This is a genomic window from Enterobacter cloacae subsp. cloacae ATCC 13047, from assembly GCF_000025565.1.
In the GTDB taxonomy this organism is placed as follows: domain Bacteria; phylum Pseudomonadota; class Gammaproteobacteria; order Enterobacterales; family Enterobacteriaceae; genus Enterobacter; species Enterobacter cloacae.
Map to the genome: position 1 here is coordinate 5,009,211 of NC_014121.1, position 25,015 is coordinate 5,034,225.

Below are 25,015 nucleotides of genomic sequence, written 5' to 3' on the forward strand. Positions count from 1 at the left end.
AAGGGCTTTGTTGAATAAATCAGATTTCGGGTAAGTCTCCCCCGTAGCGGGTTGTGTTTTCAGGCAATACGCACGCTTTCAGGTATACCTGCTTTCGTCATTTTGTTCAGCGCTCGTACCAGGGCCATAGCCTCCGCAACCTGACCATCGTAGTCACGCAGCGTCAGTGAACCCCCGAACAGCTGTTTTACCCGGTACATCGCCGTTTCCGCTATCGAGCGACGGTTGTAATCTGTTGTCCATTTCCACCGCGCATTACTCCCGGTCATTCGCTGATTAGCCACTGCACGGTTACGGTCTGCATATTCACCGGGCCAGTAACCCGCACCTTTTCGGGGAGGGATAAGCGCGCTGATTTTCTTACGCCGCAGTTCATCGTGACATAGCCGGGTATCGTAAGCGCCATCGGCGGCGGCTGACCTGATTTTCCGGTGGGTTTGCCGGATTAACCCGGGGAAGGCCTCTGAGTCCGTAACGTTGTTCAGCGACAGGTCAGCGCAGATGATTTCATGTGTTTTACTGTCAACGGCGAGATGCAGCTTACGCCAGATACGGCGGCGTTCCTGGCCATGCTTTTTGACTTTCCACTCGCCTTCACCGAAGACCTTCAGCCCGGTGGAATCAATTACCAGGTGTGCGATTTCACCCCGGGTGGGCGTTTTGAAACTGACATTAACCGACTTTGCCCGCCTGCTGACACAGCTGTAATCCGGGCAGCGTAGCGGAACGTTCATCAGAGAAAAAATGGAATCAATAAAGCCCTGCGCAGCCCGCAGGGTCAGCCTGAATACGCGTTTAATGACCAGCACAGTAGTGATGGCAAGGTCAGAATAGCGCTGAGGTCTGCCTCGTGAAGAAGGTGTTGCTGACTCATACCAGGCCTGAATAGCTTCATCATCCAGCCAGAAAGTTATGGAGCCACGGTTGATGAGGGCTTTATTGTAGGTGGGCCAGTTGGTGATTTTGAACTTTTGCTTTGCCACGGAACGGTCTGCGTTGTCGGGAAGATACGTGATCTGATCCTTCAACTCAGCAAAAGTTCGATTTATTCAACAAAGCCGTTAACAAGCATAACGCAGGGATTTACAGCATATAGGCTGTAATGCTCATTAACAGACTATAGGCTGTAATACGAATCCTGCCAAGATGCGGCATCTTTCAAATACAAGGCCGTATTGGGTAAGCAGTACACCGTTATATAGCACCCCTTGCCCCTTTGCTGGAGTGGGACCCACGTGATCGCAGGTCTTTTAGACGTTGTTGCTAACCGGCATCATACACAGGTGGTAACCCCCAGGGAAACTCTATGAGTGATAATTTATTCCTGCCCCAGTCAAAATATAAAACCTTATCTAACTAGCTTTCTTAGTATTTTATAAATGAAGTGAAATTAGCGAAGAAGTTTTACATTGTAAAGTGAGCAAAAATATTTACCATTCAACTGGCAAAATTTACAATCTGCAGCCCTTAGCCTGAGAAAATGCACATTAACAGAATAATCATCAAGTCCGATAGAGGCATAATTTACGTCCTCAAAAATATCAGAAATAAATGAGTTGAAATTACAAAAATTAACTTCACTTAACATCTTGAACACCGCAGAAATATATCTATCATGCATTATCTTGACTTCGATAACCTTAGATAAACTTGAATGCGACTTACATTTGAAGAGATCAAAGAGAAAGTAAATCAGCATATTTTTATTGTCCGAAATCCATTTTAAAATTTTATTACGTGCACATGGTAATATATACACTGGATTTTTGAAAGGGTTTGAAACGTCAACCACAAGGGAACAATAACCATGAGGATTTATTCCACTTATAATTAAGTCACTAAGTCCTTTCACTGCATTCAAATAGTTATCAAAACAAACCTCATATAAACTGGTACTATGAACTGCACATTTAGATTCAAACAACCATCTATGACGCAGATAACCAATGCCTTTAGAGTGTATATCTTCAACAATACATTTGTGACAGTAACGAATGTTTGAGATGTTTACCAATGGATATGAATTAGTTATGTGAAAATTTTTCCGACAGGCATCTTCAACAGCGTTAAAATACCCGTAAACACCAGAAGATAACGACACTATATTGGAAGTTAGTATATAACCATTTCTAGTGGCAAGAATGTCATATATATCCTGCAAGCTATGCAATTTGTACATATCAATCAGTTCGAAACGAGGAAAGGCATCGTACCTTAGTGCGCCATGCTTTGATATTATGTTCCTGCAATTGGATAAGTTATACATTATCTGTGAACGCAGAAGAAAACTGTGCCACAATTCATTTTCGTAAACCATATAACTCCCTCTTATTTAATTAGTTCCATTTTTCTGAGAAGTATCATTGTCATTGGTAGTTTATCTCTGTATTTCAAAAGCCAGCCATGCCCTCCCAGTAAAGCATCTAGACTTGTAAGTGACATCGAGTACTGCCCCTGAGATAAAACATCATTTATTAATGATGATGAGATAATATCTCTCTCGCTCCAGTCTACTCTTTTATTTTTATAGCATCGTATTGTTTTAGGAAGACAGGAATTAAGCCAGTCACATTCATGTTTATTTAGCCAATAGAAACTTGCATAACAACTTTCTTTGACTAACTTTCGTGTTATAGAAACGGATTGATTATGTATAAATCTTAATATTTTCTGCTTATGACGCCGTCTTAAAGAATCTTTTTTACATTTTTTACGCCATGAGCATAAACCGTAACAAGATGAAATTACAGAGGATACAGCTCCTTCCGATAATGAGTTTTTCTCAGCTATGGATGCCAGACTAAACCCCCTTACAGCCATAGACTTGATAAGCAATTCAGTGAATATATTAATTTTTGTGTTTCGCTTAAACGCCCTCAGGTATTTTTTATAAATAAGTGTTTTAATGTAACATCTGCTGCGACTAAATTCCTTCCCAAGGTTGCTAACACTAGTATTATTTTCAACTATATGAAAACTGTATTTCTTATGACTTTTAAAGATTTCTTTCTTTTTATTAGTACGACTTCCTGCATACGTTGGCCAGCAAGTATTTAACAAACAATAACAAAGCAAAAGATGCTTTGTGGGATGCTGACAACATTTGTCTTTGAGTATAGGCTCCCAGTAATGATAATCAGTTAGGGATGTTGGTATAAGTCCCGATGAACCCTCCCCAAATAACTGGCACTTAGCATAAACATGTGCGTAGAATACATTTTTCTTTAAATTTCCATCCAATGATAATAAATTCAACTTTTTAAGTACATCCATGTAATTGGGGTGTGTAATATCTTTTCTTCTGATTATATTTAGGGACTCATAACAAAACTTAGCAAAATCGAAGTCTATCTCATTGCTAAGTTGTTCTGTATACGAAACAGGAGGCATCAGTCCAATACGTATGTGCGGTGAAGAAGGGACATGGATGCTTTCAAGCGCTACCGGATGCCGATGGCAGGTTGTAACCCCATGAAGCTGATGCGCCAGATGCCAATAAGTAACACCATAATGAAAAGTATCTTCACGAGCGCAAACCGGGCAAAACTTCAATAGTGTGCGCTGCCCTAGTGAAAAATTACTAAGGCGGCACAATCGATTAAGCCTGGCAGGGGTCGTGTTGAAATCCATAATTTCATTACGACTGATTGGTAGTGCCCAGGCAAAAAGAGGGAGTAAAGTCTGTTCATGCCAGAGCTGATCTGCACTTTCGGATGTATGAAGAGAAATAGCCTTTAATCCTGAATTGAGAATTGGATGGACGTTCATATCAGGTTTGTTGAAAATGATCGTTAACAGAGAAGATGGGGACATACCGTACACGGTAGTTGTCCGACAAAACCGGCTGAACAAGGATTCATCAGGCAAAACAGGCAACATTCTCATTTCCCACACCTCTCTTTGACCGTTACGAACTGTTACCTCATTACAATTTATTAAGTGGATCTATATTTATAAGCCCGCAACGCTGAAGAGCATCGTAGGTATTTTTCTTTTCAGCTGTTCTGTTGATAACAAGATCGTGGTCAAGAGACAGTATTTTCTCGTCGAAATTGCGCAAAACCTCGTCTATTTTTCCTACGAATTCCTTGTGCTGTGGCCTGTCTATATCCCCAGGGATCAAAGACTTTAGGGACTTCTCTGCCATGATTTTAGCCGAAGCATCACCCTCATTAGATGCAGAGAGCCATTTAGCTTCCTCATCTTCAGTCGCGGCCCCCGGGAGTGGAGTATCCTTATATTCCTCCGTATGACTCACGAGTACCGGTACAGAGGCCGACAAGACTGCGCCAGTGATGATTTCATTGCCGCTACCGATAACCTTTAATTGTGCCCCCCGATAAATCATCTGAGCCAATCCAATATTGCCTTTAGATAAAATGAATAATTTTTCGTTTAACTCATCATTTAATGGAGTTTCAACATTTGTCCATTGTAATGGCCATAAATAATGAATAAACGATTGCCAGTCTTGTGAATCGTATCTAACATTCTTAATTTTCATGTAACCACCAGACTCTGCCCGCCTGGCAATTCTCATTTTCTTTGTCAGCGTCTCGTCAAAAGGATGATTTCCACAAAAAACCATAGATACCCCCATGGAATCTACAATTTCATGTAAAAAATCAATCAACTTACTCTCACCCCCGGTTCTTGAAAATTTAAGCCTCTGCATTTCATCAATAACAAGGATACCCAAAAATGATGATTTAATTCTTTGTGCAATCTGGCGAGCCAGAGCACCATTTCTAATCTCAGGTGTAGTTCGTTCAATACCAATTGCATCATCTAATTTTTGTAAAATCTCTTCACAAAGGTCTCTCACACTTGAATTGTATGGACAATTAATCTTTACCCATACAATTTGCTTACTGAAGCCGGGAAAAACTCCTTTATAGCTGCTGTGTTCTATAATCTGAGGGAAATGATCCATGACTTGCTCAATCATGGTAGTTTTTCCAGAACCACTCATTCCAACTATCGTAATAGTTTCAGCCTGGGATTTAAAATATCCACTTTCTGGCTCAATATCAGGACGCTCATTTCCATAGTAATGAAGATATTGAATTGTTCCGCTTTTTAAAGGATTACGAGCTGCATAGCTTTCCCTAAGTGCCCGTAAGATCATCTTATAAGCCTGGATAAGATTGGTTTGAGGGCAACGGAATTTCTTTATACGTTCGACATACTGCTCTCTAACATTCGCCGGGGCAGTCCAGCGGATTTTTTCGTCAATTTCGGGGAAATAACTCATTTCCAGAAGTACTTCATCTTCCGTAAGCGCTTCAGGAAGTGCTTCAATTAAGGGATTGCCACGATACTCAGGTAACTCCTGTTCTTTATATATCGCTGAAACGCGCCGTATAAGATTCATTATTCTGCGTCCTCAGTCTTCTTCTTACCTTTTAACCATCTTTGTTTCTCCTCCCGGCCAGGCAAAAGCAGAACATTACTGGATGAAGGAAGTAGGGGTTCAGATCTTCCATTAGCAACATGAGTTCGCCCTAATGAATCAAGTTCATTTTTCCTGTTCTTTTTAATATCTTTACCATGTACCCGGCGAGATTCGTATATTTCATTTAATCTTTCGTTACCTTTCCTGTTAAATTCATCTTTATTATTGATATTGCTGAGCGAATCCAGAGTAAATAAATTAATTTCTTTTTGAGTATCTACCCAATCAGCCATTACATCTGTATCAAGATGAGCTTTCCCTTTAAATACATCTCTTTTCTTAAGTAGGTAATGTTTTTTGAAAATGCTATTTTTGTCAAATCTTACATATATATAATCTACGCAATTGTCATCTATTCTTGCTTCACAAGTGGTTCTTCCAAATACTCTGACACCTGATGCAATTTCAGGATCACATTCATAAAAAAGATTATTGTACTGAATCCCACCGGCGGTAATGTTAGCGTTCACAGGGATTAACAATCGTGCGATCACTTCGTCGGCCCCAACGGCTCTTGCGCTGAATCTCCCGTGCTTTAAGCTTATCATCCAACTATTTTTTGGTGATATTACGAGATCATTTTCAATCAGTAAGGGATTGATATAAGCCAGTTCCTCATACGTTCTCTGATTATGTGCAAGTATCTCCCGAATCAGTAAAGACGTGACCTCCTGAATCGTTAAACAAGCCCTGGATTGCGGTATTGGCTCTCCTTTAACAATCTTTCCCCTTCGTGTTGTTCCAATAAGCCTATGAATAACCTCATCATTCAGAATGCCGAAACAGCGTTCAACAATGCTTTTTCTGTCGCCTCTACCGACTGGCGCAAACTCAAGTTTTGTCAGGGGGGTCATCTCTTCCTGAGGTTTAAGACCAATCATCTCCCCGTTGTCACACATCAATGTTAATGGAATGTGAGAACAAGGCCAATCATCATCAGTAATAGAGATTCCAAATAATCTACAATATTCTTTTTTTGGCATAAAGCAATTTGCTAACGCTTGTCGGGCGGCTCGCCATGAAGCATGGTATAAAGAAACATGAAGGCCAACAATCATTCTTGTTGCACGATCCACCACTGTATAAATAGTAGGACGCCCAATGACTTTTCGTCTGTTTAAACTCGAAATAAGATGTACATCAGCGACAGTTGAGTCTATTTCGAAAACATCACCCGGCAAAACAGTTGTATTAGCCACACTACCTAAAAGCGCCCGCATTTTGAGGTCTATTTCTTTTTTCGTGTTCTTCTTATTTATCGAGAAATCTTTAGTGAAGAGTTTTTTATTCCAGTATGAAAATTGTTTTAAAGAAGGAACATATGGAGCTCTATTTTCTAGGTTTGCTGTTTTAATTTCATCCCTAAAATACAAATCAATATGTCTCTCTAATGTTTTCTTTATCGTATCTCCGTTAACTTTATAATGATACGTAATGAGAGATTTTCTAATATTATTTATATCTCTTTCATTAAGAATGAAAACACGTGATCGTTCATTAGGTAATGCTCTGTTTTTTTTGGAATTCCCAAGTTTAATTTCATGTTTGATTCTACTTTTCCCAGCGGCGCCACAGTTCGAGAATGCGGGTAGCAATGCATAAATATCCTGCCCATGTCGCCAATACAACGCCAGAAGCGTTCTGATAGTATATTGTGATATTTTTTTATTTCTTGAGTAATCCATTAAAAGGTGCGACTTTTTATGTAATGCATAGTCGAACAGAAACATTCTGTCATCTACAAGATCTTTAATGATATTGTAATTTTCATCTCGCCTTCCTCTGTCTTTATCTGTTAATTCTTTCTCATCTACTAACATATATGAAGGATATATATAATCTTTACAAGTTATGCTATTTGATTCAATATAATATTTAAACATTGAAAATGAGAAAGGGATTGGCTTACCCGTTCTTTCTGATTTTATTTTAAACAAAATTAACAAATCGACCTTTCTGTCAAAATCCAAAACACGGTAAAGTCCCTCTGCAAGCAAATCAGTGCCTTGAGAGAGCCAGACTGAATTCCTAATAATATCCATTTGCGTTCAGTCCTATATAGTGGTCATTGGAAATTATCTTTATCAGACCGGTTTCGAGTATTGGATATGATAAATCAACATTTATCATTTTTAATCCAATCATTGCCTGCAATAACATCATCGCTTCTTGTGCATCTACCCCAAAGATTGATGAAATCATTGCACGTAGTCCTACTATGGGATAAACATCTGGTTTAAGCTTCCATAGGATTTTATCAAGAGGATATTTATCATAAAATTCAGAACCATCTCTTAATACAGAAGTAGCCCAGCAAATGTTTTTACCGACGACGTTATTGAGTTCCGAGCCAACATAAATTTGAAACTCAACATCAATCAACTGCCAAAACATCCTCTCTATTTCAAGTTTTTGGGCTTCGCGTTCAGGTATGCTCTCGTTATGTTTTACTGCTATAGCTTTGTATCGAAGTCCGCCTTCAGGAGTTCTCAAGGTCAGTAAAAAATCGGTTGTCATAACATTCAGAACTTCGACAGGTACTCCTCTTACTCCCCTCACCATAGGATGTTGAAAATGTAGATGATTTGCTATTTGTTGGGTAAGCCGGAGAGGAAAGAGTGGGAATTGTTCCCGGATATCAATCACCGAGTCATTAAACTCAGCCAGATAGAAAAAGTTACTTTCGACAGAAGAAAGGAGATGATGGTTTCGAAACGTCTTAAGGCCAAAGACTATCGAACGGTTTCCACGGGATTTAACGTCCTGAGCTCTAAGCCAGGGCTGATAACTTTGGCCATAGCCCACTCCTATGCCGTCACCTAGCGCATTTTCATAATCCAAATAGGATTTGAGACGCCTACCCCTAGCCATGATCGTACCCTAAAAACGACATTGATACGTACCTATATGTGCATTTTATAGTCTCCAACCCTATAACCACACATTCAGTAAGTATACAACATTAGCGTCGTTTTTTGAGAATGGTTACAACTTTAGTGCTTTGTGTACAACTTTATTGTCCTCGGACATCTGCCAGCGCCTGCGCACACGCCCAGGCACTGGCCCACGCCCACTGGAAGTTATACCCGCCGAGCCAGCCGGTCACATCCATCACTTCACCGATGAAGTAGAGGCCCGGCACGTTGCGCGCTTCCATCGTGCGCGAGGAGAGCTCATTCGTGTCGACACCGCCCAGCGTGACCTCCGCCGTGCGGTAGCCTTCGGTGCCGTTGGGCTGCACGCGCCAGTTTGTCAGGGTCTCTACCAGCGTCTCCTGCTCGCGGCTGTTAAGCTGCTTAAGGGAAACATCCGGGATCTGCCCTAACCCCTGCAAACACTCTACCAAACGCTTCGGCAACTGCATCGCGAGGGTATTTTTCAGGCTCTGATTCGGGTGCGCCGCACGCTGTTCATTGAGGAACGCATCCAGATCGCACTCCGGCAGCAGGTTAACCGTGACGAACTCGCCCGGCTGCCAGTAGCTGGAGATTTGCAGCACCGCCGGGCCGGAGAGGCCGCGGTGGGTAAAGAGGAGGTTTTCGCGGAACACCGTTCCGTCTTCGGCGGTAATAACGGAAGGAACAGAAACGCCAGACAACGTCTGAAGCTGTTCCAGAAGCGGTTTGTGCAGAGTAAAAGGAACCAGTCCCGCACGCGTTGGCAGCACCTTCAGGCCAAACTGCTCGGCAATTTTGTAGCCGAACGGCGAGGCGCCCAGCCCCGGCATCGACAGACCGCCGCTGGCAATGACCAGGTTATCGGCGCTGACGCTTTCGCCGTTGAGCTGCAGCGTATAGCCCTGCTCGTCGCGGGATACGTCCAACACCTCTGTACGCAGGCGCATTACCACGCCGCCCTTCTCGCACTCGGCCACGAGCATATCGACAATCTGCTGCGCGGAGTCATCGCAGAACAGCTGCCCCAACGTCTTCTCATGCCACGCGATACCGTGCTTACCCACAAGATCGATAAAATCCCACTGGGTATAACGCGCCAGCGCAGATTTACAAAAATGGCGGTTCTGACTCAGATAGGCCGCAGGTTCGACATACAGGTTCGTAAAGTTGCAGCGCCCGCCGCCAGACATCAGGATCTTGCGCCCAGGCTTTTTACCGTTATCCAGCAGCAGCACACGACGACCCGCCTGTCCGGCCATCGCCGCACAAAACATACCCGCCGCACCGGCGCCAATTACCACGGCATCAAACCTTTCCACGTCAAAACCCTCTTTGTTCACTGCCGCGGATTGTAAAGTTTCCTCTGTGGTCACACCAGCGTAAAAAGATATTACAAAGCCATTTCATTGAAATTTAAAGAATATCCTTTCAGGCACTTTTCCCAAATCAGGTGGTATGTCAAAAAAAGTCTATATTTCACTTTGCCCGCCGCGCATTTGTCCTGGATAATGCGCCGCGTTCATGTCCTCAAAATGGCGTAACGTCCTATGCTACATTTGTTTGCCGGCCTGGATTTACATACCGGGCTTTTATTATTGCTTGCTCTGGTTTTTGTACTGTTTTACGAAGCGATCAACGGCTTCCACGACACTGCAAACGCAGTAGCAACGGTTATCTACACTCGCGCAATGCGATCGCAACTGGCGGTCGTTATGGCGGCGGTATTTAACTTTTTTGGTGTCCTTCTGGGCGGACTGAGCGTTGCGTATGCCATTGTGCATATGCTGCCAACGGATCTGCTGCTTAACGTAAGTTCTGGCCATGGCCTCGCTATGGTGTTCTCAATGCTGCTTGCTGCAATTATCTGGAACCTCGGTACCTGGTATTTCGGCCTGCCTGCATCCAGTTCTCACACCCTCATCGGCGCCATTATCGGTATCGGGTTAACCAACGCCCTGATGACCGGTACCTCGGTTGTTGATGCGCTTAACCTGCCTAAAGTACTGGGTATTTTCGGTTCTCTGATCATCTCCCCTATCGTCGGTCTGGTGGTTGCGGGTGGATTGATTTTCATCCTGCGTCGCTACTGGAGCAACACGAAAAAACGTGCGCGTATCCACCTGACGCCAGCAGAGCGTGAGAAGAAAGACGGCAAGAAAAAGCCACCATTCTGGACGCGTATCGCCCTGATCATTTCCGCCATCGGCGTGGCCTTCTCTCACGGCGCGAACGACGGGCAGAAAGGCATCGGTCTGGTGATGCTGGTTCTGATTGGCGTTGCACCGGCGGGCTTCGTGGTTAACATGAATGCCTCCGGTTATGAAATCACCCGTACCCGTGATGCGGTCAATAACGTTGAAACCTATTTCCAGCAGCACCCTGAACTGCTGAAAAAAGCGACCGGCGTTGACCAGCTGATCCCGTCGCCTGAAGCGGGTGCGACCACCGCGCCGGGCGAGTTCCACTGCCACCCGGCAAACGCGATTAACGCGCTGGAACGTGCGAAAGGCATGCTGGGCGATATCGAAAGCTACGACAAACTGGCCGTTGAACAGCGTGGTCAGCTGCGTCGCATTATGCTCTGCATCTCTGACGTGACCGACAAAGTCGCGAAGCTGCCAGACGTGAATGCTGACGACAAGCGCCTGCTGAAGAAACTGAAAAGCGATATGCTCAACACCATTGAGTACGCGCCAATCTGGATCATCATGGCTGTCGCGCTGGCACTGGGTATCGGTACGATGATTGGCTGGCGTCGTGTGGCAACCACCATCGGCGAGAAGATCGGTAAGAAAGGCATGACCTATGCGCAGGGCATGTCCGCGCAGATGACGGCGGCGGTCTCTATCGGTCTGGCAAGCTACACCGGTATGCCGGTCTCCACCACCCACGTACTGTCTTCGTCCGTGGCAGGTACCATGATTGTTGATGGCGGCGGTCTGCAACGCAAAACCGTGACCAACATTCTGATGGCCTGGGTGTTTACGCTTCCGGCGTCTATCCTGCTCTCGGGTGGGTTGTACTGGATTGCGCTGAAGCTGATTTAATTGGCTGAAGGCGACAAAAAAAGCGGGTCAGGAAACTGACCCGCTTTTTTTATGCTCAGTGCCAAATCATTAAGGCAATCATACTGACGACGACCAGGCCACACAGGGCGCTGGTCAAAATGAACTGGCGACGCAGGCGCTCGCAGCGGCGGATAAACTCTTCATCGTGATGATCCCGGTAGCGCTGGTAGTAGATATACCCGACCAGGCGCATCTGTTTGCTGGGCTGTCCATGCGAGGTGAAGAACCCTCCACCGTCCACATACTGATAAAGCAACGGATCGCAACCACGAAGTACCACTAACAGCGCACGTAACGATGAGAAGTAGCGCGCCATATTCACTATGCAAACTACGCATAACGCCCAAAACAATGCGACGGTGCTAATCATACATCCTCCCCGGCGTCCGCCCACGAAGCAAGGCTTCTGAGCTACCGCACCCCAATGCCCTGACAGACAGTTCAGTGAAAGAATGACCAAAAGTCGATCCGGTTCGCGTTTTAATATCCGAACGGTTCATTAAATAGTGTAGGAGATCCGTTAATTTTTTTGCCACAAGGTTAATCGTTATCAACACCAAAGCTTGAAAAATATGTTTAACTGGGCCGTAATGAAAGCATCAGACGACGGCTTTCTGTTTAGTCATCGATAACTTAAGGAAGGAGTAACACTATGGCTTACAAACACATTCTCATCGCGGTAGACCTCTCCCCGGAGAGCAAAGTGCTGGTTGATAAAGCAGTATCCATGGCACGCCCTTACAACGCGAAAGTTTCGCTGATTCACGTTGATGTGAATTACTCCGACCTTTATACCGGTCTGATCGACGTGAATCTCGGCGATATGCAAAAACGCATCTCCGAAGAGACACACCACGCCCTGAGCGAGCTGTCCACCAACGCAGGTTACCCGATCACTGAAACCTTAAGCGGTAGCGGCGATCTGGGCCAGGTGCTGGTCGATGCGATTAAGAAATACGATATGGACCTGGTGGTTTGCGGTCATCACCAGGACTTCTGGAGCAAGCTGATGTCCTCAGCGCGTCAGCTGATCAACACCGTTCACGTGGATATGCTGATTGTTCCGCTGCGTGACGAAGAAGACGAGTAAGTGCAAAAAAGCCCGGTGGCGCTAACGCTTACCGGGCCTACAAATGGCACTGAACGTAGGCCGGGTAAGGCGAAGCCGCCACCCGGCTTTTTTATTCCGGCGTACCCGAATAAATATCAAACCGGTGCCCTTTGGTGGTCACCGCGTTGGTCGTCGCAACGTCCGCCAGCGGCGGCGCGTAGTCCGGGCGTTTCACCACCACCCGCTTCGTTGCAAGCTGACGGGCAGGCTCAAGCAGGCCGTCCGCATCCAGATCTGGCCCCACCAGCGACTGAAACACCCGCATCTCTTTTTTCACCAGCGCGCTTTTCTGCTTATGCGGGAACATCGGATCGAGATAGACCACCTGCGGGCGCGGGGTGATATCGGTCAACGCCGTCAGGCTGGAGGCGTGGATCAGCTGTAAACGTTCCTGCAACCACGGGCCGATTTCCGGGTCCGCGTAACCACGGGTCAGGCCGTCATCCAGCAACGCGGCCACCACCGGGTTGCGCTCCAGCATCCGCACGCGGCAGCCGACAGACGCCAGCACAAACGCATCGCGCCCCAGCCCCGCCGTGGCATCCACCACATCCGGAAGATAGCTCCCTTTGATGCCGACGGCTTTTGCAACAGCCTCACCGCGGCCGCCGCCAAACTTGCGCCGGTGCGCCATCGCGCCCCCGACAAAATCGACAAAAATCCCGCCGAGTTTCGGTTCGTCGCGTTTACGTAATTCGAGATGCTCTGGCGTCATCACCAGCGCCATCAGGTTGTCATCATCATGCTCCAGCCCCCAACGGGCGGCCAGAACAGATAAGGCGCCGTCTCCGGCGCCTGTTTCATCCACTAAGCAGATCTTCACGTAGCAATCAGCCTTTGATCCCGTAATGCTCAAGCATCGCATCCAGCTGCGGCTCGCGGCCACGGAAGCGTTTGAACAGCTCCATCGGCTCTTCTGAGCCGCCGCGGGTCAGGATGTTATCGAGGAACGACTGACCGGTTTCACGGTTGAAAATCCCCTCTTCTTCAAAGCGAGAGAAAGCATCCGCCGCCAGGACATCGGCCCACAGGTAGCTGTAATAACCTGCCGCATAGCCGCCCGCGAAGATGTGGCTGAACGCGTGCGGGAAGCGACCCCAGGTTGGCCCTGGAATAACCGCGACCTGCTTTTTAATCTCAGCCAGGGTTTCGAGGATTTTTGCCCCCTGCTCCGGGCTAAACTCGGCGTGCAGGCGGAAGTCGAACAGGCCGAACTCCAGCTGGCGCAGAATAAACATTGCCGCCTGGTAGTTCTTGGCTGCCAGCATTTTATCCAGCAGTTCTTTCGGCAGCGGTTCGCCGGTTTCGTAGTGGCCGGAGATAAACGCCAGTGCGTCCGGCTCCCAGCACCAGTTTTCCATAAACTGACTCGGCAGCTCGACCGCATCCCACGGCACACCGCTAATACCGGCCACGCCTGCGGTTTCGATGCGGGTCAGCATATGGTGCAGACCGTGACCGAACTCATGGAACAGGGTGATCACTTCGTCGTGGGTGAACAGCGCCGGCTTGCCGTTGACCGGGCGGTTGAAGTTACAGGTCAGGTAAGCGACCGGCTTCTGCAGGGAACCGTCGGCTTTACGCATCTGGCCGACGCAGTCATCCATCCACGCCCCGCCGCGCTTGTTCTCACGCGCGTAGAGATCGAGGTAGAAGCTGCCGCGCAGTTCGTTTTTCTCGTCATACAATTCGAAGAAGCGCACGTCCGGATGCCAGACGTCGATATCAGTACGCTCTTTGGCGGTAATGCCGTAGATGCGTTTCACCACTTCGAACAGGCCGTTAACGGCTTTGTTTTCCGGGAAGTACGGGCGCAGCTGCTCGTCGCTGATGCTGTAGAGATGCTGCTTCTGTTTTTCGCTGTAATACGCGATGTCCCACGGCTGCAGCTCATCCACGCCGAACTCCGCTTTGGCGAAGGCGCGCAGCTGGGCCAGCTCTTTTTCACCCTGAGGACGGGCGCGTTTCGCCAGATCGGTCAGGAAATCGAGCACCTGCTGCGGGTTCTCGGCCATTTTGGTGGCGAGGGATTTGTCCGCGTAGCTGTCAAAGCCCAGCAGCTGTGCCAGCTCGTGACGCAGGGCGAGGATTTCTGCCATCACCGGGCTGTTATCCCACTTACCGGCATTCGGCCCCTGATCGGAGGCGCGGGTGCTGTAGGCGCGGTACATCTCTTCACGCAATGCCTGGTTGTCGCAGTAGGTCATCACCGGCAGATAGCTTGGGATATCCAGCGTTAACAGGAAACCTTCCTGCTCTTTCGCTTCGGCCTGGGCTTTTGCCGCCGCCAGTGCGCTTTCCGGCATACCCGCCAGCTCTGCTTCGTCGGTAATCAGCTTCGTCCAGCCCATGGTGGCGTCGAGCACGTTGTTGCTGTACTGGTTACCCAGCTCAGACAGGCGCGCCGCGATTTCGCCGTAGCGAACCTGCTTCTCTTTTGGCAGGCCAATCCCGGAAAGCTCGAAATCACGCAGGGCGTTATCGACGGATTTTTTCTGCGCGGTGTTCAGTTCAGCATAGTGGTCGCCGTCGCGCAGATCGCGATACGCCTTGTAGAGCCCTTCGTGCTGGCCGACCCAGGTGCTGTACTCGGAGAGCAGCGGCAGGGTTTGTTCGTAGGCTTCACGCAACTCCGGGCTGTTTTTTACCGAGTTGAGGTGGCTTACCGGGGAGAAGATACGCCCCAGCACGTCATCCACTTCGGCCAGCGGCTGACACAGATTTTCCCAGGTGTAAGGCCCGCCCTGCGCGACCACGCTTTCTACCGCCGCGCGGCAGTTGTCCAGCGCTTGCGTAACGGCTGGAACCACATGCTCAGGGAGGATTTTAGAAAACGGTGGCAACGAAAAAGGCGTCAGTAATGGATTGGTCATAAACGCTGTCCTGTTGAATTTGATGAATGAAGCGCGCATCCGGCGCTGTGCATATGGTTCAGTAATGGGGTTAAGTGTAGAGGATTTCAATGCCGGGCGTTGCGCTTTCGCGGCCGTGGAAACTTTTCTGTATACTGTGGCGATACGCTCTATTTTTGCCCGATGGCGCTACGCTTATCGGGCCTACGTTGACTACCCGGAACACATTCATCCATGCTCAGTTATCGCCACAGCTTTCACGCAGGCAACCACGCCGACGTCCTCAAACACACCGTTCAGAGCCTGATCATCGAATCACTCAAAGAGAAAGAGAAGCCGTTTCTTTATCTGGACACCCACGCGGGCGCGGGCCGCTATCAGCTGAGCGGCGAACACGCCGAGCGTACCGGTGAATATCTGGAAGGGATCGCCCGTATCTGGCAGCAGGACGATCTGCCTACCGAACTGGAACCGTACATTGGAGTGGTGAATCATTTCAACCGCAACGGCCAGCTGCGCTACTACCCGGGCTCGCCATTGATTGCCCGTCAGCTGCTGCGTGAGCAGGACAGCCTGCAGTTGACCGAGTTGCACCCAAGCGATTTCCCGTTGCTGCGTTCTGAGTTCCAGAAAGACAGCCGCGCCCGCGTGGACAAAGCCGATGGCTACCTGCAGCTGAAAGCCAAACTGCCGCCGGTCTCCCGTCGCGGCCTGGTGCTGATCGACCCGCCATACGAAATCAAAACCGACTATCAGGCGGTGGTCACCGGCATTAACGAAGGTTACAAACGTTTTGCGACAGGCACCTACGCCCTGTGGTACCCGGTGGTCCTGCGCGCGCAGATCAAGCGCATGATCAAAGACCTGGAAGCGACCGGCATCCGCAAAATCTTGCAGATTGAGCTGGCCGTCCGTCCGGACAGCGACCAGCGCGGCATGACCGCCTCCGGCATGATTGTCATTAACCCGCCATGGAAGCTCGAAGCGCAGATGAACAACGTTCTGCCATGGCTGCATAAAACGCTGGTACCTGCCGGGACAGGTCACGCCACCGTCAGCTGGATCGTGCCAGAGTAATCGCAGCCATCGGTGGAAACTATTGATTTCAGGTATACAATCGCGGCAATTCACGATTAAGGATAAAAGCTATGACTAAGCATTATGACTACATCGCAATCGGCGGCGGTAGCGGCGGCATCGCCTCCATCAACCGTGCGGCCATGTATGGCCAGAAGTGTGCGCTGATTGAAGCCAAAGCGCTGGGCGGCACCTGCGTCAACGTGGGTTGTGTACCGAAAAAGGTGATGTGGCATGCGGCGCAAATCCGTGAAGCCATCCATATGTATGGCCCGGATTACGGCTTTGACACCACCATCAACCACTTCGACTGGGAGAAGCTGATCGCCAGCCGTACCGCCTACATCGACCGCATTCACACTTCGTACGATAACGTGCTGGGTAAGAACAACGTAGATGTGATCCACGGCTTCGCCCGCTTTGTGGACGCGAAAACGATCGAAGTGAACGGGGAGACGATCACTGCCGATCATATCCTGATCGCTACCGGCGGCCGTCCGAGCCACCCGAACATCCCGGGTGCCGAATACGGCATCGACTCCGACGGTTTCTTCGTGCTGCCAGCCCTGCCAGAGCGCGTTGCGGTGGTGGGCGCGGGTTATATCGCGGTCGAACTGGCCGGTGTGATTAACGGTCTGGGCGCTGAAGCGCACCTGTTCGTGCGTAAACATGCGCCGCTGCGCAGCTTTGATCCGCTGATCGTCGACACCTTAGTAGAAGTGATGAACACCGAAGGTCCAACCCTGCATACCAACGCCGTGCCAAAAGCGGTGATTAAAAATGCAGACGGCAGCCTGACCCTGGAGCTGGAAGATGGTCGCAGCCAGACCGTCGACTGCCTGATCTGGGCGATTGGCCGTGAACCGGCGAATGACAACTTCAACCTGGCCGTAACCGGCGTGAAAACCGATGAAAAAGGCTATATCGTCGTCGATAAATTCCAGAACACCAGCGTGCCGGGCATTTACGCGGTGGGCGATAACACCGGTGCCGTTGAACTGACCCCGGTGGCCGTTGCGGCGGGGCGTCGCCTTTCCGAGCGTCTGTTCAACAACAAGCCGGACGAGCACCTGGATTACAGCAACATCCCGACCGTGGTCTTCAGCCACCCGCCTATCGGCACCGTCGGTTTAACCGAGCCGCAGGCGCGCGAGCAGTATGGCGACGATCAGGTGAAAGTGTATAAATCTGCGTTTACCGCAATGTATACCGCCGTCACCTCGCACCGTCAGCCGTGCCGCATGAAGCTGGTCTGCGTGGGCCCGGAAGAGAAGATTGTCGGTATCCACGGCATTGGCTTTGGCATGGATGAGATCCTGCAGGGCTTTGCAGTGGCGCTGAAGATGGGCGCGACGAAGAAAGACTTCGATAACACCGTGGCGATCCACCCGACCGCGGCCGAAGAGTTTGTGACTATGCGCTAGTGCTGATGCCCCTCCACTGAGGGGCATTCTTTTTTACATTCACAAATCGTTGCAAAACGAATGCTCCGAAAAGAGTGATCTACCGCACATATTCCTCCCCATCTACCGAAGCGAATGTCTACGCTTATAAGACGCCCGGATAAACCTGTCTTCAAGAACACCTAACCGGAGGTCCTTATCATTATGTTCAACCAGAAACTACAGGCTAACGAGAACATCGCGTTCGAGATCGCAGAAGAGCTGCGCTACGAGACCGATCCCTGCGAGTTGAAACTGGATGAGATGATTGAGGCGGAGCCGGAGCCAGAAATGATCGAGGGGCTACCCGCCTCTGATGCCCTGACCCCCGCTGACCGTTACCTTGAGCTGTTCGAACATGTGCAGTCAACAAGGCTGTTTGCGGATAGCAAAACCTTTCCCGACTGCGCGCCGAAGATGGATCCGCTGGATATTTTGATCCGCTATCGTAAGGTGCGACGCCACCGGGATTTCGACCTGCGCCAGTTCGTGGAGAATCACTTCTGGCTGCCCGAGACCTATAGCACGGAGTATGTGTCCGACCCGGGGCTGTCGCTTAAAGAGCATATCGACAGCCTGTGGCCCGTGCTGACGCGCGAGCCGCAGGACCATATCCCCTGGTCTTCCCTGCTGGCCCTGCCGCAGGCCTATATCGTCCCCGGCGGACGATTCAGCGAGACCTACTACTGGGATTCCTACTTCTCGATGCTGGGGCTGGCCGAGAGCGGCCGTAACGATCTGCTGAAGTGCATGGCGGATAACTTCGCGTGGCTGATCGAGCGTTACGGCCATATCCCGAACGGCAACCGAACCTACTACCTCAGCCGCTCCCAGCCGCCGGTCTTTGCCCTGATGGTGGAGCTGTTTGAAGAGGACGGGGTGCGCGGTGCGAAGCGCTACCTTGAGCACCTCAAAATGGAGCACGCCTTCTGGATGGACGGCGCGGAGTCGCTACTGCTGAATCAGGCCTATCGCAGCGCGGTGCGTATGCCGGATGGCTCATTGCTGAACCGCTACTGGGATGACCGTGACACTCCGCGCGACGAATCGTGGATTGAGGACGTGGAGACGGCCCGCCATTCCGGTCGACCACCCAATGAGGTGTATCGCGATCTGCGTGCAGGGGCGGCCTCCGGCTGGGATTACTCCTCCCGCTGGCTGCGCGAACCGGGCCGACTGGCCAGCATTCGCACCACGCAGTTTATCCCTATCGACCTGAACGCCTTCCTGTTCAAGCTGGAAAGCGCTATCGCCAATATCTCGGCGTCGAAAGGAGATAAGGAGACGGCTGACCTGTTCCGCCAGAAAGCCAGCGATCGCCGGGCAGCGGTGAACCGCTACCTGTGGGATGAAGAGAATGGCTGCTACCGCGATTACGACTGGCGTCGGGAAAATATGGCGCTGTTCTCTGCGGCGAGCATTGTGCCGCTGTATGTCGGAATGGCGACCCATGAGCAGGCAGAACGCTTGTCTGATGCGGTTAAATCACGTCTGCTCACCCCGGGCGGTATCCTGGCGACCGAGTACGAAACCGGCGAGCAGTGGGATAAACCCAATGGCTGGGCACCGCTGCAGTGGATGGCCATTCAGGGCTTCAAGCAGTACGGCAACGACTCACTGGGCGATGAGATCGCCTGGAGCTGGCTGCATACGGTGAATCATTTTTATAAGACTCACCATAAGCTGATTGAGAAGTATCACATCGCCAGCAGTACCCCACGCGAAGGGGGCGGCGGTGAGTATCCATTGCAGGATGGCTTTGGCTGGACGAATGGCGTGGTGCGGCGGTTGATTGGGTTGTATGGGGAGCCTTGAGTGGGGTGCGGTCTGGTGCCCTCACCCCGCCCTCTCCCACAGGGAGAGGGCGTTACGATCAGCGGATCACCTCATAAATGGCAGACTGAATAGCCTGCCATTTTTTCGTGCTGGCATTCGGCTGTGACTCGGCGCGGCGCGTCGCCATATCCAAATCGTGCTGCTGGCGTTTCACCACGGCCGGGACGGTGCAAAACGCTTTTAGGTACTGTTTACGCAGGGATGTCAGCGATTCGCCATTCGCCATGGCATGGGTGAGCGTATTGATAAACCGGCGGCACGGCTTCTCTTCCACCATGTGCTGTCGGTAGCGCAACATCAGCTCCAGCACGTCGTCATGGTTGGATGACATCGCCTCTTCCGTCCATGAGAGCTTCCAGTCCATTCCACCCTGCAAAAAGAGCTGCGCAATGCGGGTGTCGTTGCGGTTGATGGCCGAGCGGAAATTATTTTCGTCCCAGGTAATGCCCATGCGCGTCAGCGTCTCCCGCGAAGAGGGCGTTTCCCGCATCTCCTGCGGCGCAGGCGTTTCGGTGGCGGCCACTGCAGTCTCTGCTGGCGCGCTGCTGGTCACCAGCCAGAATCCTCCCACAACAATCGCAATGACCATCACGCCCACTGCGCCCCATAACACGCCGGAGATGAGCTGCTCGCGTTGTTCTGGCGTGCGCGGGGCGCGCTGGGTCGGTTTTTCTATGGTGTCACGTACCTCAAATAAATCCCCGCCGGTGACCCGATCCCTTTTCTGTGCTTTTTCCCAGAAAGCGTGCAGTTCGCTGGCATCCACCGCCATTATCCCGGCCGGGTTGACGCGGGTTCGCCCCTCTTCAAACGCACGCTGAACGGGCCGGGTGATTTGGGTGTAGTAGTTGTCGAGTAGCTGGATTTGCGCCGAGGTTAACGCTTTCTGAACGGTAAGGTTGTTGCGGATCTGGCGGATGTCATCAAGGAAGGTTTGCAGCGTTTTGCGCGGCTCCACCAGCAGCGTCAGCATGGACGGATCGCTGAACAGCGACGCGTAGTAGCGGCTGTACTCTTTTTTATCCACCAGCATCTGGGCCAGCTCGCTGAACATCATGCCGCTTAGCACATCGTTGATGTCGCCAAGCTTCAGCCAGCGCCGCACGCGGTCAGCGTTAAACAGGGTCTTCAGATGGTTGTTCAGACGGACCTGATCGGGCCACGCCTGCTGGATAAGCCCTTTAATCATCAGTTCAATTGCACGCACCTGCTTGTGCGCCTGCTGCTGTTCAAGATCGCTGCCCGGCGCCAGCTCGGTACTGTAGGTGAGAAGAGGCTGTTGCAGACGAAGATGTTCCAGCGCGGTGACAAACCGCATTGCCGCAATAAGCTGATTTTCACTGACATCCTGCCCGCTTTCATACTGCGGTACGCGCTGCTGCAACAGGCGCAGTTGCAGGGTAAATTCTGACATCTCGGCATCGTTCAGGTTGAGCTTCTTCGCCACGGCCCCCCATCCGCCCAGGCCTAAACGGGCGCTATCCAGCTGCTCCAGAAACCAGCGTGGATCTTTTCCCTCAGAAACATGTACATTCAGGAGAAGCAATATTTCCACAGAGGCCTGACGAATGACCGCCAGACAGTGTTCAAACTGTTCGCGGTTATGGTGTGATGTGCTGAGCGTCATTGTTTTCCTTAAAAGACCACGAAGACATCCAAAAGGGGCCCGGAACGGCCGTTTTTCTTTTTATTTATACGCGCTTAACCATACCTGACTTTCTGTTGAAATAAAGTGACAGTCCTAAAATCATTTATATTGTTTCAGGAGAATCTGAATGCCTCAGCTAACCACCTCGCGTCTTATCTGCTCGCCGTTACAGGAAGATGACTGGCCCTTTTTTCTGGCGCTACAGCAAGACCCGGATGTGATGCGCTTTGTCGCACAGGATCGCACTGTGGCGGACATCCGTGAGGCCTTCGACTCCCGACTGACGCCATGGACGCCCGGCTGCATGCACTGGCTCTGCCTCGTGGTTCGCGATAACGCCAGCCAGACTCCGCTGGGGGTGACCGGCTATCAACACCACGAAGCGGATTGCGCCGAAGTCGGTTTCCTTTTCGCCCCCGCGGCCCAGGGAAAAGGCTACGGCTTTGAATCCCTGCAGGCACTCTGTGATTATGCCTTCCACCAGGGGGGGATCCGCCGCCTCACCGCCACCGTCACGGCAGGGAATATCGCCTCCCGGCGTCTGCTGGAAAAAGCCCGCTTCCGGCTGGAGGGTGAGCTGCGTGAGAGCTATTACCTTGGCGGCCGCTGGCATAATGACTGGCTATTCGGTTTATTACAGCGCGACTATCTGGAAAATATCAGCTGAGCAACGGCCATTTGGCGGATATGTCTCGTGCCGTATTTCCTCTACAGTAGTGTCTGAAAGAGGAAAATACCATGTTGAAGCTATCTTCTGCTGCCGTTGAATTAATTAAAAAACAGCAAGGGCTGTCTCTGGAAAAATACCGTGATGAGCACGGTACTGAGGTTATTGGGTATGGTCACGTTATTCAGCAATGGGAGAAGTTCCATGGTCTTATTACCGTTGCTGAAGCAGAGCGCTTGTTAGATAACGATATTCAGATTTATGAGACGTTAATTCAGGAAAATATCGCCCAGCCATTAACGCAACACCAGCACGATGCGCTGGTGTTGTTAATGTTCAGTTTTAGTGACACACCGTGTCCGATAAACGCCATCGCTCAGGCGGTGAGCCGGGTATAGCACATTGCCGCCTGCGTGCGATTTTTTACATCCAGCCGCCGGAAAAGTGACTCCAGATGGGCCTTTACCGTTGCCGCACTGATATTGAGCGTGCGACCAATCTCTTTATTCGACTCCCCGGCGGCCAGTAACTTGAGTACTTCACGCTGGCGCTCGCTTAAGGATAACAATGCCTGGTGTGACGCCTGCTGCGCAAGCCATTCGCCGGGAAAACAGACCATCCCCCGGGAGACCGAATCCAGCACTGCGGCAAACCGCTCGGGACTGGCATTGCGGGGAATAATCGCCTTCACGTTGCGCTGAAACATCTGTTCAGCCCATCGGGTCTCTTTTTTCGTCAGCACCATCACGACACGTATCGCAGGGAAACGCGTGATAATGTCTTTCAGAAAGCTGATGCCCTCATTCTGAATTAATGCGCCGTCAATCATGACGATAGCGGATGGCGACGCGGACAACTGCGCCCATAATTCATCTGCCTGACGGGTTCCTGTCATATTTATTTCAGGAATTAACGTCTGCAAACTGTTTATCGCTCCATGAATAAATATCGACTGCCTGTCAAACATGATTACTCGCATCGTTTTTCTCCCTCTGAGAATAGCGAGGGGGGATTGTATAGAGGCGTTATTTGAGAAAAAACTCAATGAACGGAGAGGTTACAAATTCATCGCCGTTCTTTATATCTGCCCGTATCTGGACACATCTCTTTTAAGGATTTCCTTAAGAGGTTCCGTCCCCTTAAGGAGGCGTATTACAGGAACATCCCACCAGACACTTCAATACGTTGCGCATTCATCCAGCCCAGTTTGTCGCTGAGCAGCGCGGCGATGGCATCACCAATATCATCCGGCAGGCCAACACGCCCCAGCGCAGTTTGCGAAGCCAGCAACTGATTAAGCTGCGCGTCATCGCGTACGCGTCCGCCGCCAAAATCGGTTTCAATTGCCCCCGGCGCGATGATATTGACGGAGATCCCGCGTGCGCCCAGCTCTTTGGCCTGATAGCGGGTCAGTACTTCCATCGCCCCTTTCATGGCCGCATAGGTCGCGGAGCCTGGCTGTGTAAAACGCGCCAGCCCGCTGGAGACGTTGAGGATCCGTCCGCCATCTTTCAGCAACGGCAGCAGGCGCTGGGTCAGGAAAAACGGCCCTTTTAAATGTACATTCATTACCTCATCGAACTGCGCTTCTGTCGTCTCGGTATAGGGGGCGTATAAACCCGTTCCGGCATTGTTCAATAAATAATCAAAGGTATCACGCTGCCAGACGGTTCGGAGGGTTTCCTGCAACTGTTGAGCAAAATGTTCGAAACGGGTGATATCTCCGACGTTAAGCTGTAATGCCGCCGCGTTTACCCCTTTTCCCTGAATTTCTTGCACAACATCCAGCGCATCCTGCTGATTGTGATGATAAGTCAGGACAATACCTGTTCCCTCTGCTGCAAGCTTCAGGGCCGCGTTTTTACCCAAACCACGGCTACCACCGGTCACTAAAGCGATACGTTCAGTCATAAGAAACCTCATTTCGGTTGTCAGGGAGATTGAGAAAGAGCTTATTAGCTGATAGAAGATCAATAAAGATGTGACAGAACGCTTCACTGTTTCATTTACAACAACAATGAGCGCTACCGATGGATAAAATTAACGCAATGCAGTTGTTTGTTCGGGTCGCGGAGCTGGAGAGTTTTTCCCGCGCAGCGGAGACGTTGACCCTGCCAAGAGGCAGCGTGTCGCGGCAGATTCAGGCGCTGGAAAACCGCCTGGGCACCCAGCTGCTGCACCGCACCACGCGCCGCGTCAGCCTCACGCAGGACGGCATGGTCTATTACGAACGGGCAAAAGATCTGCTGGCGAACCTTGATGAACTGGACGGTATGTTCCAGCACGATCCCTCCAGTATCAGCGGGCGGCTACGCGTCGATATGCCGGTGGGGGTTGCACGAAATTTAGTCATTCCCAAACTGCCTGCGTTTTTGCAGCAGTATCCGGGTATTGAACTGGAGCTCAGCAGCAGCGATCGTCTGGTGGATGTGATCCGCGAGGGATTTGACTGCGTGGTGCGCGTCGGCACCCTGAAAGATTCCGGGCTTATCGCCCGCCCACTGGGCAAGCTTACGGTTATCAACTGCGCCAGCCCGGATTATCTGACGCGGTTTGGTTATCCGGAAACGCTGGACGATTTGGCCTCACACGCGGTAATCCACTACGCCGCGATGCTGGGCACGCGCCCGCAGGGCTTTGAGTTTTATAACGGCAGTACGACCCAGTGGGTTAAAACGGGCGGCGTCTTAACGGTCAACAGTACCGAGACGTACCATGCCGCCTGCATCGCCGGGCTGGGTATTATCCAGGTTCCCCGCGTGGGCGTTCGTGATTCTCTGCGCACGAAAAAGCTGATTGAAGTTCTGCCGCAATACCGGGCTGAACCCATGCCGGTTTCCCTGATTTACCCCCACCGCCGTAACCTCTCCCGCCGGGTACACCTGTTTATGGAGTGGCTTACGGAAATCACAAAAGCTTACGTGGATTAGTCGCAAGCTATAATTCAATGACATCCAGCTCA

At 50.5% G+C, this 25,015-nt stretch carries 21 protein-coding genes; 8 read left to right on the top strand and 13 right to left on the bottom strand.

Annotated elements, in window-relative coordinates; translation table 11 throughout:
* Positions 1-59: 59 nt before the first annotated feature.
* The 7 genes from ECL_RS24400 to ECL_RS24430 form a co-directional block, all read right to left on the bottom strand.
* Positions 60-1,028, bottom strand: coding sequence for an IS5-like element IS903B family transposase (locus ECL_RS24400; RefSeq protein WP_013087110.1), 969 nt, complete (start codon positions 1,026-1,028; stop codon positions 60-62).
* A gap of 362 nt (positions 1,029-1,390) precedes the next feature.
* The gene (locus ECL_RS24405; RefSeq protein ID WP_013099190.1) at positions 1,391-2,317 is read right to left on the bottom strand and encodes a hypothetical protein; all 927 of its coding nucleotides are present in this window, start codon (positions 2,315-2,317) and stop codon (positions 1,391-1,393) included.
* Positions 2,318-2,328: 11 nt separating this feature from the next.
* Positions 2,329-3,885: a TnsD family Tn7-like transposition protein gene (locus tag ECL_RS24410; RefSeq protein ID WP_001324699.1), complete on the bottom strand. Its 1,557-nt coding sequence runs from the start codon at positions 3,883-3,885 to the stop codon at positions 2,329-2,331.
* 40 nt (positions 3,886-3,925) lie between these two features.
* Positions 3,926-5,374 carry an ATP-binding protein gene (locus ECL_RS24415; RefSeq protein WP_001049180.1) on the bottom strand — a complete coding sequence of 483 codons (1,449 nt, stop codon included), beginning with the start codon at positions 5,372-5,374 and terminating at the stop codon, positions 3,926-3,928.
* Positions 5,374-7,497: a hypothetical protein gene (locus tag ECL_RS24420; RefSeq protein ID WP_001641527.1), complete on the bottom strand. Its 2,124-nt coding sequence runs from the start codon at positions 7,495-7,497 to the stop codon at positions 5,374-5,376. The genes ECL_RS24415 and ECL_RS24420 overlap by 1 nt, the downstream gene beginning before the upstream one ends.
* The gene (locus ECL_RS24425; protein WP_000090707.1) at positions 7,484-8,326 is read right to left on the bottom strand and encodes a TnsA endonuclease N-terminal domain-containing protein; all 843 of its coding nucleotides are present in this window, start codon (positions 8,324-8,326) and stop codon (positions 7,484-7,486) included. Before ECL_RS24425 ends, ECL_RS24420 begins: the two co-directional genes overlap by 14 nt.
* A gap of 142 nt (positions 8,327-8,468) precedes the next feature.
* Complete coding sequence (locus tag ECL_RS24430) at positions 8,469-9,671, bottom strand: BaiN/RdsA family NAD(P)/FAD-dependent oxidoreductase (RefSeq protein ID WP_044159598.1); 1,203 nt, start codon at positions 9,669-9,671, stop codon at positions 8,469-8,471.
* Between the two features lie 228 nt (positions 9,672-9,899).
* Between ECL_RS24430 and pitA the strand changes: the two genes are divergently transcribed.
* Positions 9,900-11,399 (top strand): inorganic phosphate transporter PitA, encoded by a 1,500-nt coding sequence (gene pitA, locus ECL_RS24435; RefSeq protein ID WP_013099193.1) that lies wholly within the window; start codon positions 9,900-9,902, stop codon positions 11,397-11,399.
* Positions 11,400-11,454: 55 nt separating this feature from the next.
* Here pitA and uspB read toward each other — a convergent pair whose 3' ends face one another.
* Complete coding sequence (gene uspB / locus ECL_RS24440; RefSeq protein WP_003861224.1) at positions 11,455-11,790, bottom strand: universal stress protein UspB; 336 nt, start codon at positions 11,788-11,790, stop codon at positions 11,455-11,457.
* A gap of 282 nt (positions 11,791-12,072) precedes the next feature.
* On the opposite strand from uspB, the gene uspA reads away from it, so the two are divergent.
* Complete coding sequence (gene uspA, locus ECL_RS24445) at positions 12,073-12,510, top strand: universal stress protein UspA (protein WP_003861223.1); 438 nt, start codon at positions 12,073-12,075, stop codon at positions 12,508-12,510.
* A gap of 91 nt (positions 12,511-12,601) precedes the next feature.
* On the opposite strand, the gene rsmJ is transcribed toward uspA, so the two are convergent.
* Positions 12,602-13,354 (bottom strand): 16S rRNA (guanine(1516)-N(2))-methyltransferase RsmJ, encoded by a 753-nt coding sequence (gene rsmJ, locus ECL_RS24450; RefSeq protein WP_044159163.1) that lies wholly within the window; start codon positions 13,352-13,354, stop codon positions 12,602-12,604.
* Positions 13,355-13,361: 7 nt separating this feature from the next.
* The gene (gene prlC / locus ECL_RS24455; RefSeq protein WP_013099196.1) at positions 13,362-15,404 is read right to left on the bottom strand and encodes an oligopeptidase A; all 2,043 of its coding nucleotides are present in this window, start codon (positions 15,402-15,404) and stop codon (positions 13,362-13,364) included.
* Positions 15,405-15,617: 213 nt separating this feature from the next.
* Here prlC and ECL_RS24460 point away from each other — a divergent pair, with 213 nt between their 5' ends.
* The 3 genes from ECL_RS24460 to ECL_RS24470 all read left to right on the top strand — a co-directional run bounded on the left by ECL_RS24460 (position 15,618) and on the right by ECL_RS24470 (position 19,717).
* On the top strand, positions 15,618-16,460 hold the full coding sequence (locus ECL_RS24460) for a 23S rRNA (adenine(2030)-N(6))-methyltransferase RlmJ (RefSeq protein WP_013099197.1): 843 nt from the start codon (positions 15,618-15,620) through the stop codon (positions 16,458-16,460).
* A gap of 71 nt (positions 16,461-16,531) precedes the next feature.
* Entirely contained in the window at positions 16,532-17,884 is a 1,353-nt protein-coding gene (gene gorA / locus ECL_RS24465; RefSeq protein ID WP_013099198.1) for a glutathione-disulfide reductase, read from the top strand.
* A gap of 183 nt (positions 17,885-18,067) precedes the next feature.
* Complete coding sequence (locus ECL_RS24470; RefSeq protein ID WP_013099199.1) at positions 18,068-19,717, top strand: alpha,alpha-trehalase; 1,650 nt, start codon at positions 18,068-18,070, stop codon at positions 19,715-19,717.
* Between the two features lie 58 nt (positions 19,718-19,775).
* On the opposite strand, the gene ECL_RS24475 is transcribed toward ECL_RS24470, so the two are convergent.
* Positions 19,776-21,365: an STY4199 family HEPN domain-containing protein gene (locus tag ECL_RS24475; RefSeq protein ID WP_013099200.1), complete on the bottom strand. Its 1,590-nt coding sequence runs from the start codon at positions 21,363-21,365 to the stop codon at positions 19,776-19,778.
* 148 nt (positions 21,366-21,513) lie between these two features.
* Here ECL_RS24475 and ECL_RS24480 point away from each other — a divergent pair, with 148 nt between their 5' ends.
* Both ECL_RS24480 and ECL_RS24485 read left to right on the top strand, forming a co-directional pair.
* Positions 21,514-22,053: a GNAT family N-acetyltransferase gene (locus ECL_RS24480; RefSeq protein WP_013099201.1), complete on the top strand. Its 540-nt coding sequence runs from the start codon at positions 21,514-21,516 to the stop codon at positions 22,051-22,053.
* A gap of 71 nt (positions 22,054-22,124) precedes the next feature.
* Complete coding sequence (locus ECL_RS24485) at positions 22,125-22,451, top strand: lysozyme (protein ID WP_013099202.1); 327 nt, start codon at positions 22,125-22,127, stop codon at positions 22,449-22,451.
* Here ECL_RS24485 and ECL_RS24490 read toward each other — a convergent pair.
* Together ECL_RS24490 and ECL_RS24495 are read right to left on the bottom strand one after the other, a co-directional pair.
* Positions 22,430-23,032 carry a helix-turn-helix transcriptional regulator gene (locus ECL_RS24490; RefSeq protein ID WP_038420781.1) on the bottom strand — a complete coding sequence of 201 codons (603 nt, stop codon included), beginning with the start codon at positions 23,030-23,032 and terminating at the stop codon, positions 22,430-22,432. The two genes, ECL_RS24485 and ECL_RS24490, sit on opposite strands and share 22 nt — an antisense overlap.
* Before the next feature lie 173 nt (positions 23,033-23,205).
* Positions 23,206-23,964: an SDR family NAD(P)-dependent oxidoreductase gene (locus ECL_RS24495; RefSeq protein WP_013099204.1), complete on the bottom strand. Its 759-nt coding sequence runs from the start codon at positions 23,962-23,964 to the stop codon at positions 23,206-23,208.
* 119 nt (positions 23,965-24,083) lie between these two features.
* On the opposite strand from ECL_RS24495, the gene ECL_RS24500 reads away from it, so the two are divergent.
* Positions 24,084-24,983, top strand: coding sequence for a LysR family transcriptional regulator (locus ECL_RS24500; protein WP_013099205.1), 900 nt, complete (start codon positions 24,084-24,086; stop codon positions 24,981-24,983).
* Positions 24,984-25,015: the final 32 nt, after the last annotated feature.

Bases quoted from the DNA above. Each gene is read 5' to 3' on its own strand.
- ECL_RS24405 (WP_013099190.1), bottom strand. From the start codon at position 2,317: ATGGTTTACGAAAATGAATTGTGGCACAGTTTTCTTCTGCGTTCACAG.
- ECL_RS24410 (WP_001324699.1), bottom strand. From the start codon at position 3,885: ATGAGAATGTTGCCTGTTTTGCCTGATGAATCCTTGTTCAGCCGGTTT.
- ECL_RS24420 (WP_001641527.1), bottom strand. From the start codon at position 7,497: ATGGATATTATTAGGAATTCAGTCTGGCTCTCTCAAGGCACTGATTTG.
- ECL_RS24500 (WP_013099205.1), top strand. From the start codon at position 24,084: ATGGATAAAATTAACGCAATGCAGTTGTTTGTTCGGGTCGCGGAGCTG.
- ECL_RS24425 (WP_000090707.1), bottom strand. From the start codon at position 8,326: ATGGCTAGGGGTAGGCGTCTCAAATCCTATTTGGATTATGAAAATGCG.
- prlC (WP_013099196.1), bottom strand. From the start codon at position 15,404: ATGACCAATCCATTACTGACGCCTTTTTCGTTGCCACCGTTTTCTAAA.
- ECL_RS24415 (WP_001049180.1), bottom strand. From the start codon at position 5,374: ATGAATCTTATACGGCGCGTTTCAGCGATATATAAAGAACAGGAGTTA.
- ECL_RS24460 (WP_013099197.1), top strand. From the start codon at position 15,618: ATGCTCAGTTATCGCCACAGCTTTCACGCAGGCAACCACGCCGACGTC.
- ECL_RS24475 (WP_013099200.1), bottom strand. From the start codon at position 21,365: ATGACGCTCAGCACATCACACCATAACCGCGAACAGTTTGAACACTGT.
- uspA (WP_003861223.1), top strand. From the start codon at position 12,073: ATGGCTTACAAACACATTCTCATCGCGGTAGACCTCTCCCCGGAGAGC.
- gorA (WP_013099198.1), top strand. From the start codon at position 16,532: ATGACTAAGCATTATGACTACATCGCAATCGGCGGCGGTAGCGGCGGC.
- ECL_RS24490 (WP_038420781.1), bottom strand. From the start codon at position 23,032: ATGCGAGTAATCATGTTTGACAGGCAGTCGATATTTATTCATGGAGCG.
- ECL_RS24470 (WP_013099199.1), top strand. From the start codon at position 18,068: ATGTTCAACCAGAAACTACAGGCTAACGAGAACATCGCGTTCGAGATC.
- ECL_RS24485 (WP_013099202.1), top strand. From the start codon at position 22,125: ATGTTGAAGCTATCTTCTGCTGCCGTTGAATTAATTAAAAAACAGCAA.
- ECL_RS24480 (WP_013099201.1), top strand. From the start codon at position 21,514: ATGCCTCAGCTAACCACCTCGCGTCTTATCTGCTCGCCGTTACAGGAA.
- ECL_RS24495 (WP_013099204.1), bottom strand. From the start codon at position 23,964: ATGACTGAACGTATCGCTTTAGTGACCGGTGGTAGCCGTGGTTTGGGT.
- uspB (WP_003861224.1), bottom strand. From the start codon at position 11,790: ATGATTAGCACCGTCGCATTGTTTTGGGCGTTATGCGTAGTTTGCATA.
- pitA (WP_013099193.1), top strand. From the start codon at position 9,900: ATGCTACATTTGTTTGCCGGCCTGGATTTACATACCGGGCTTTTATTA.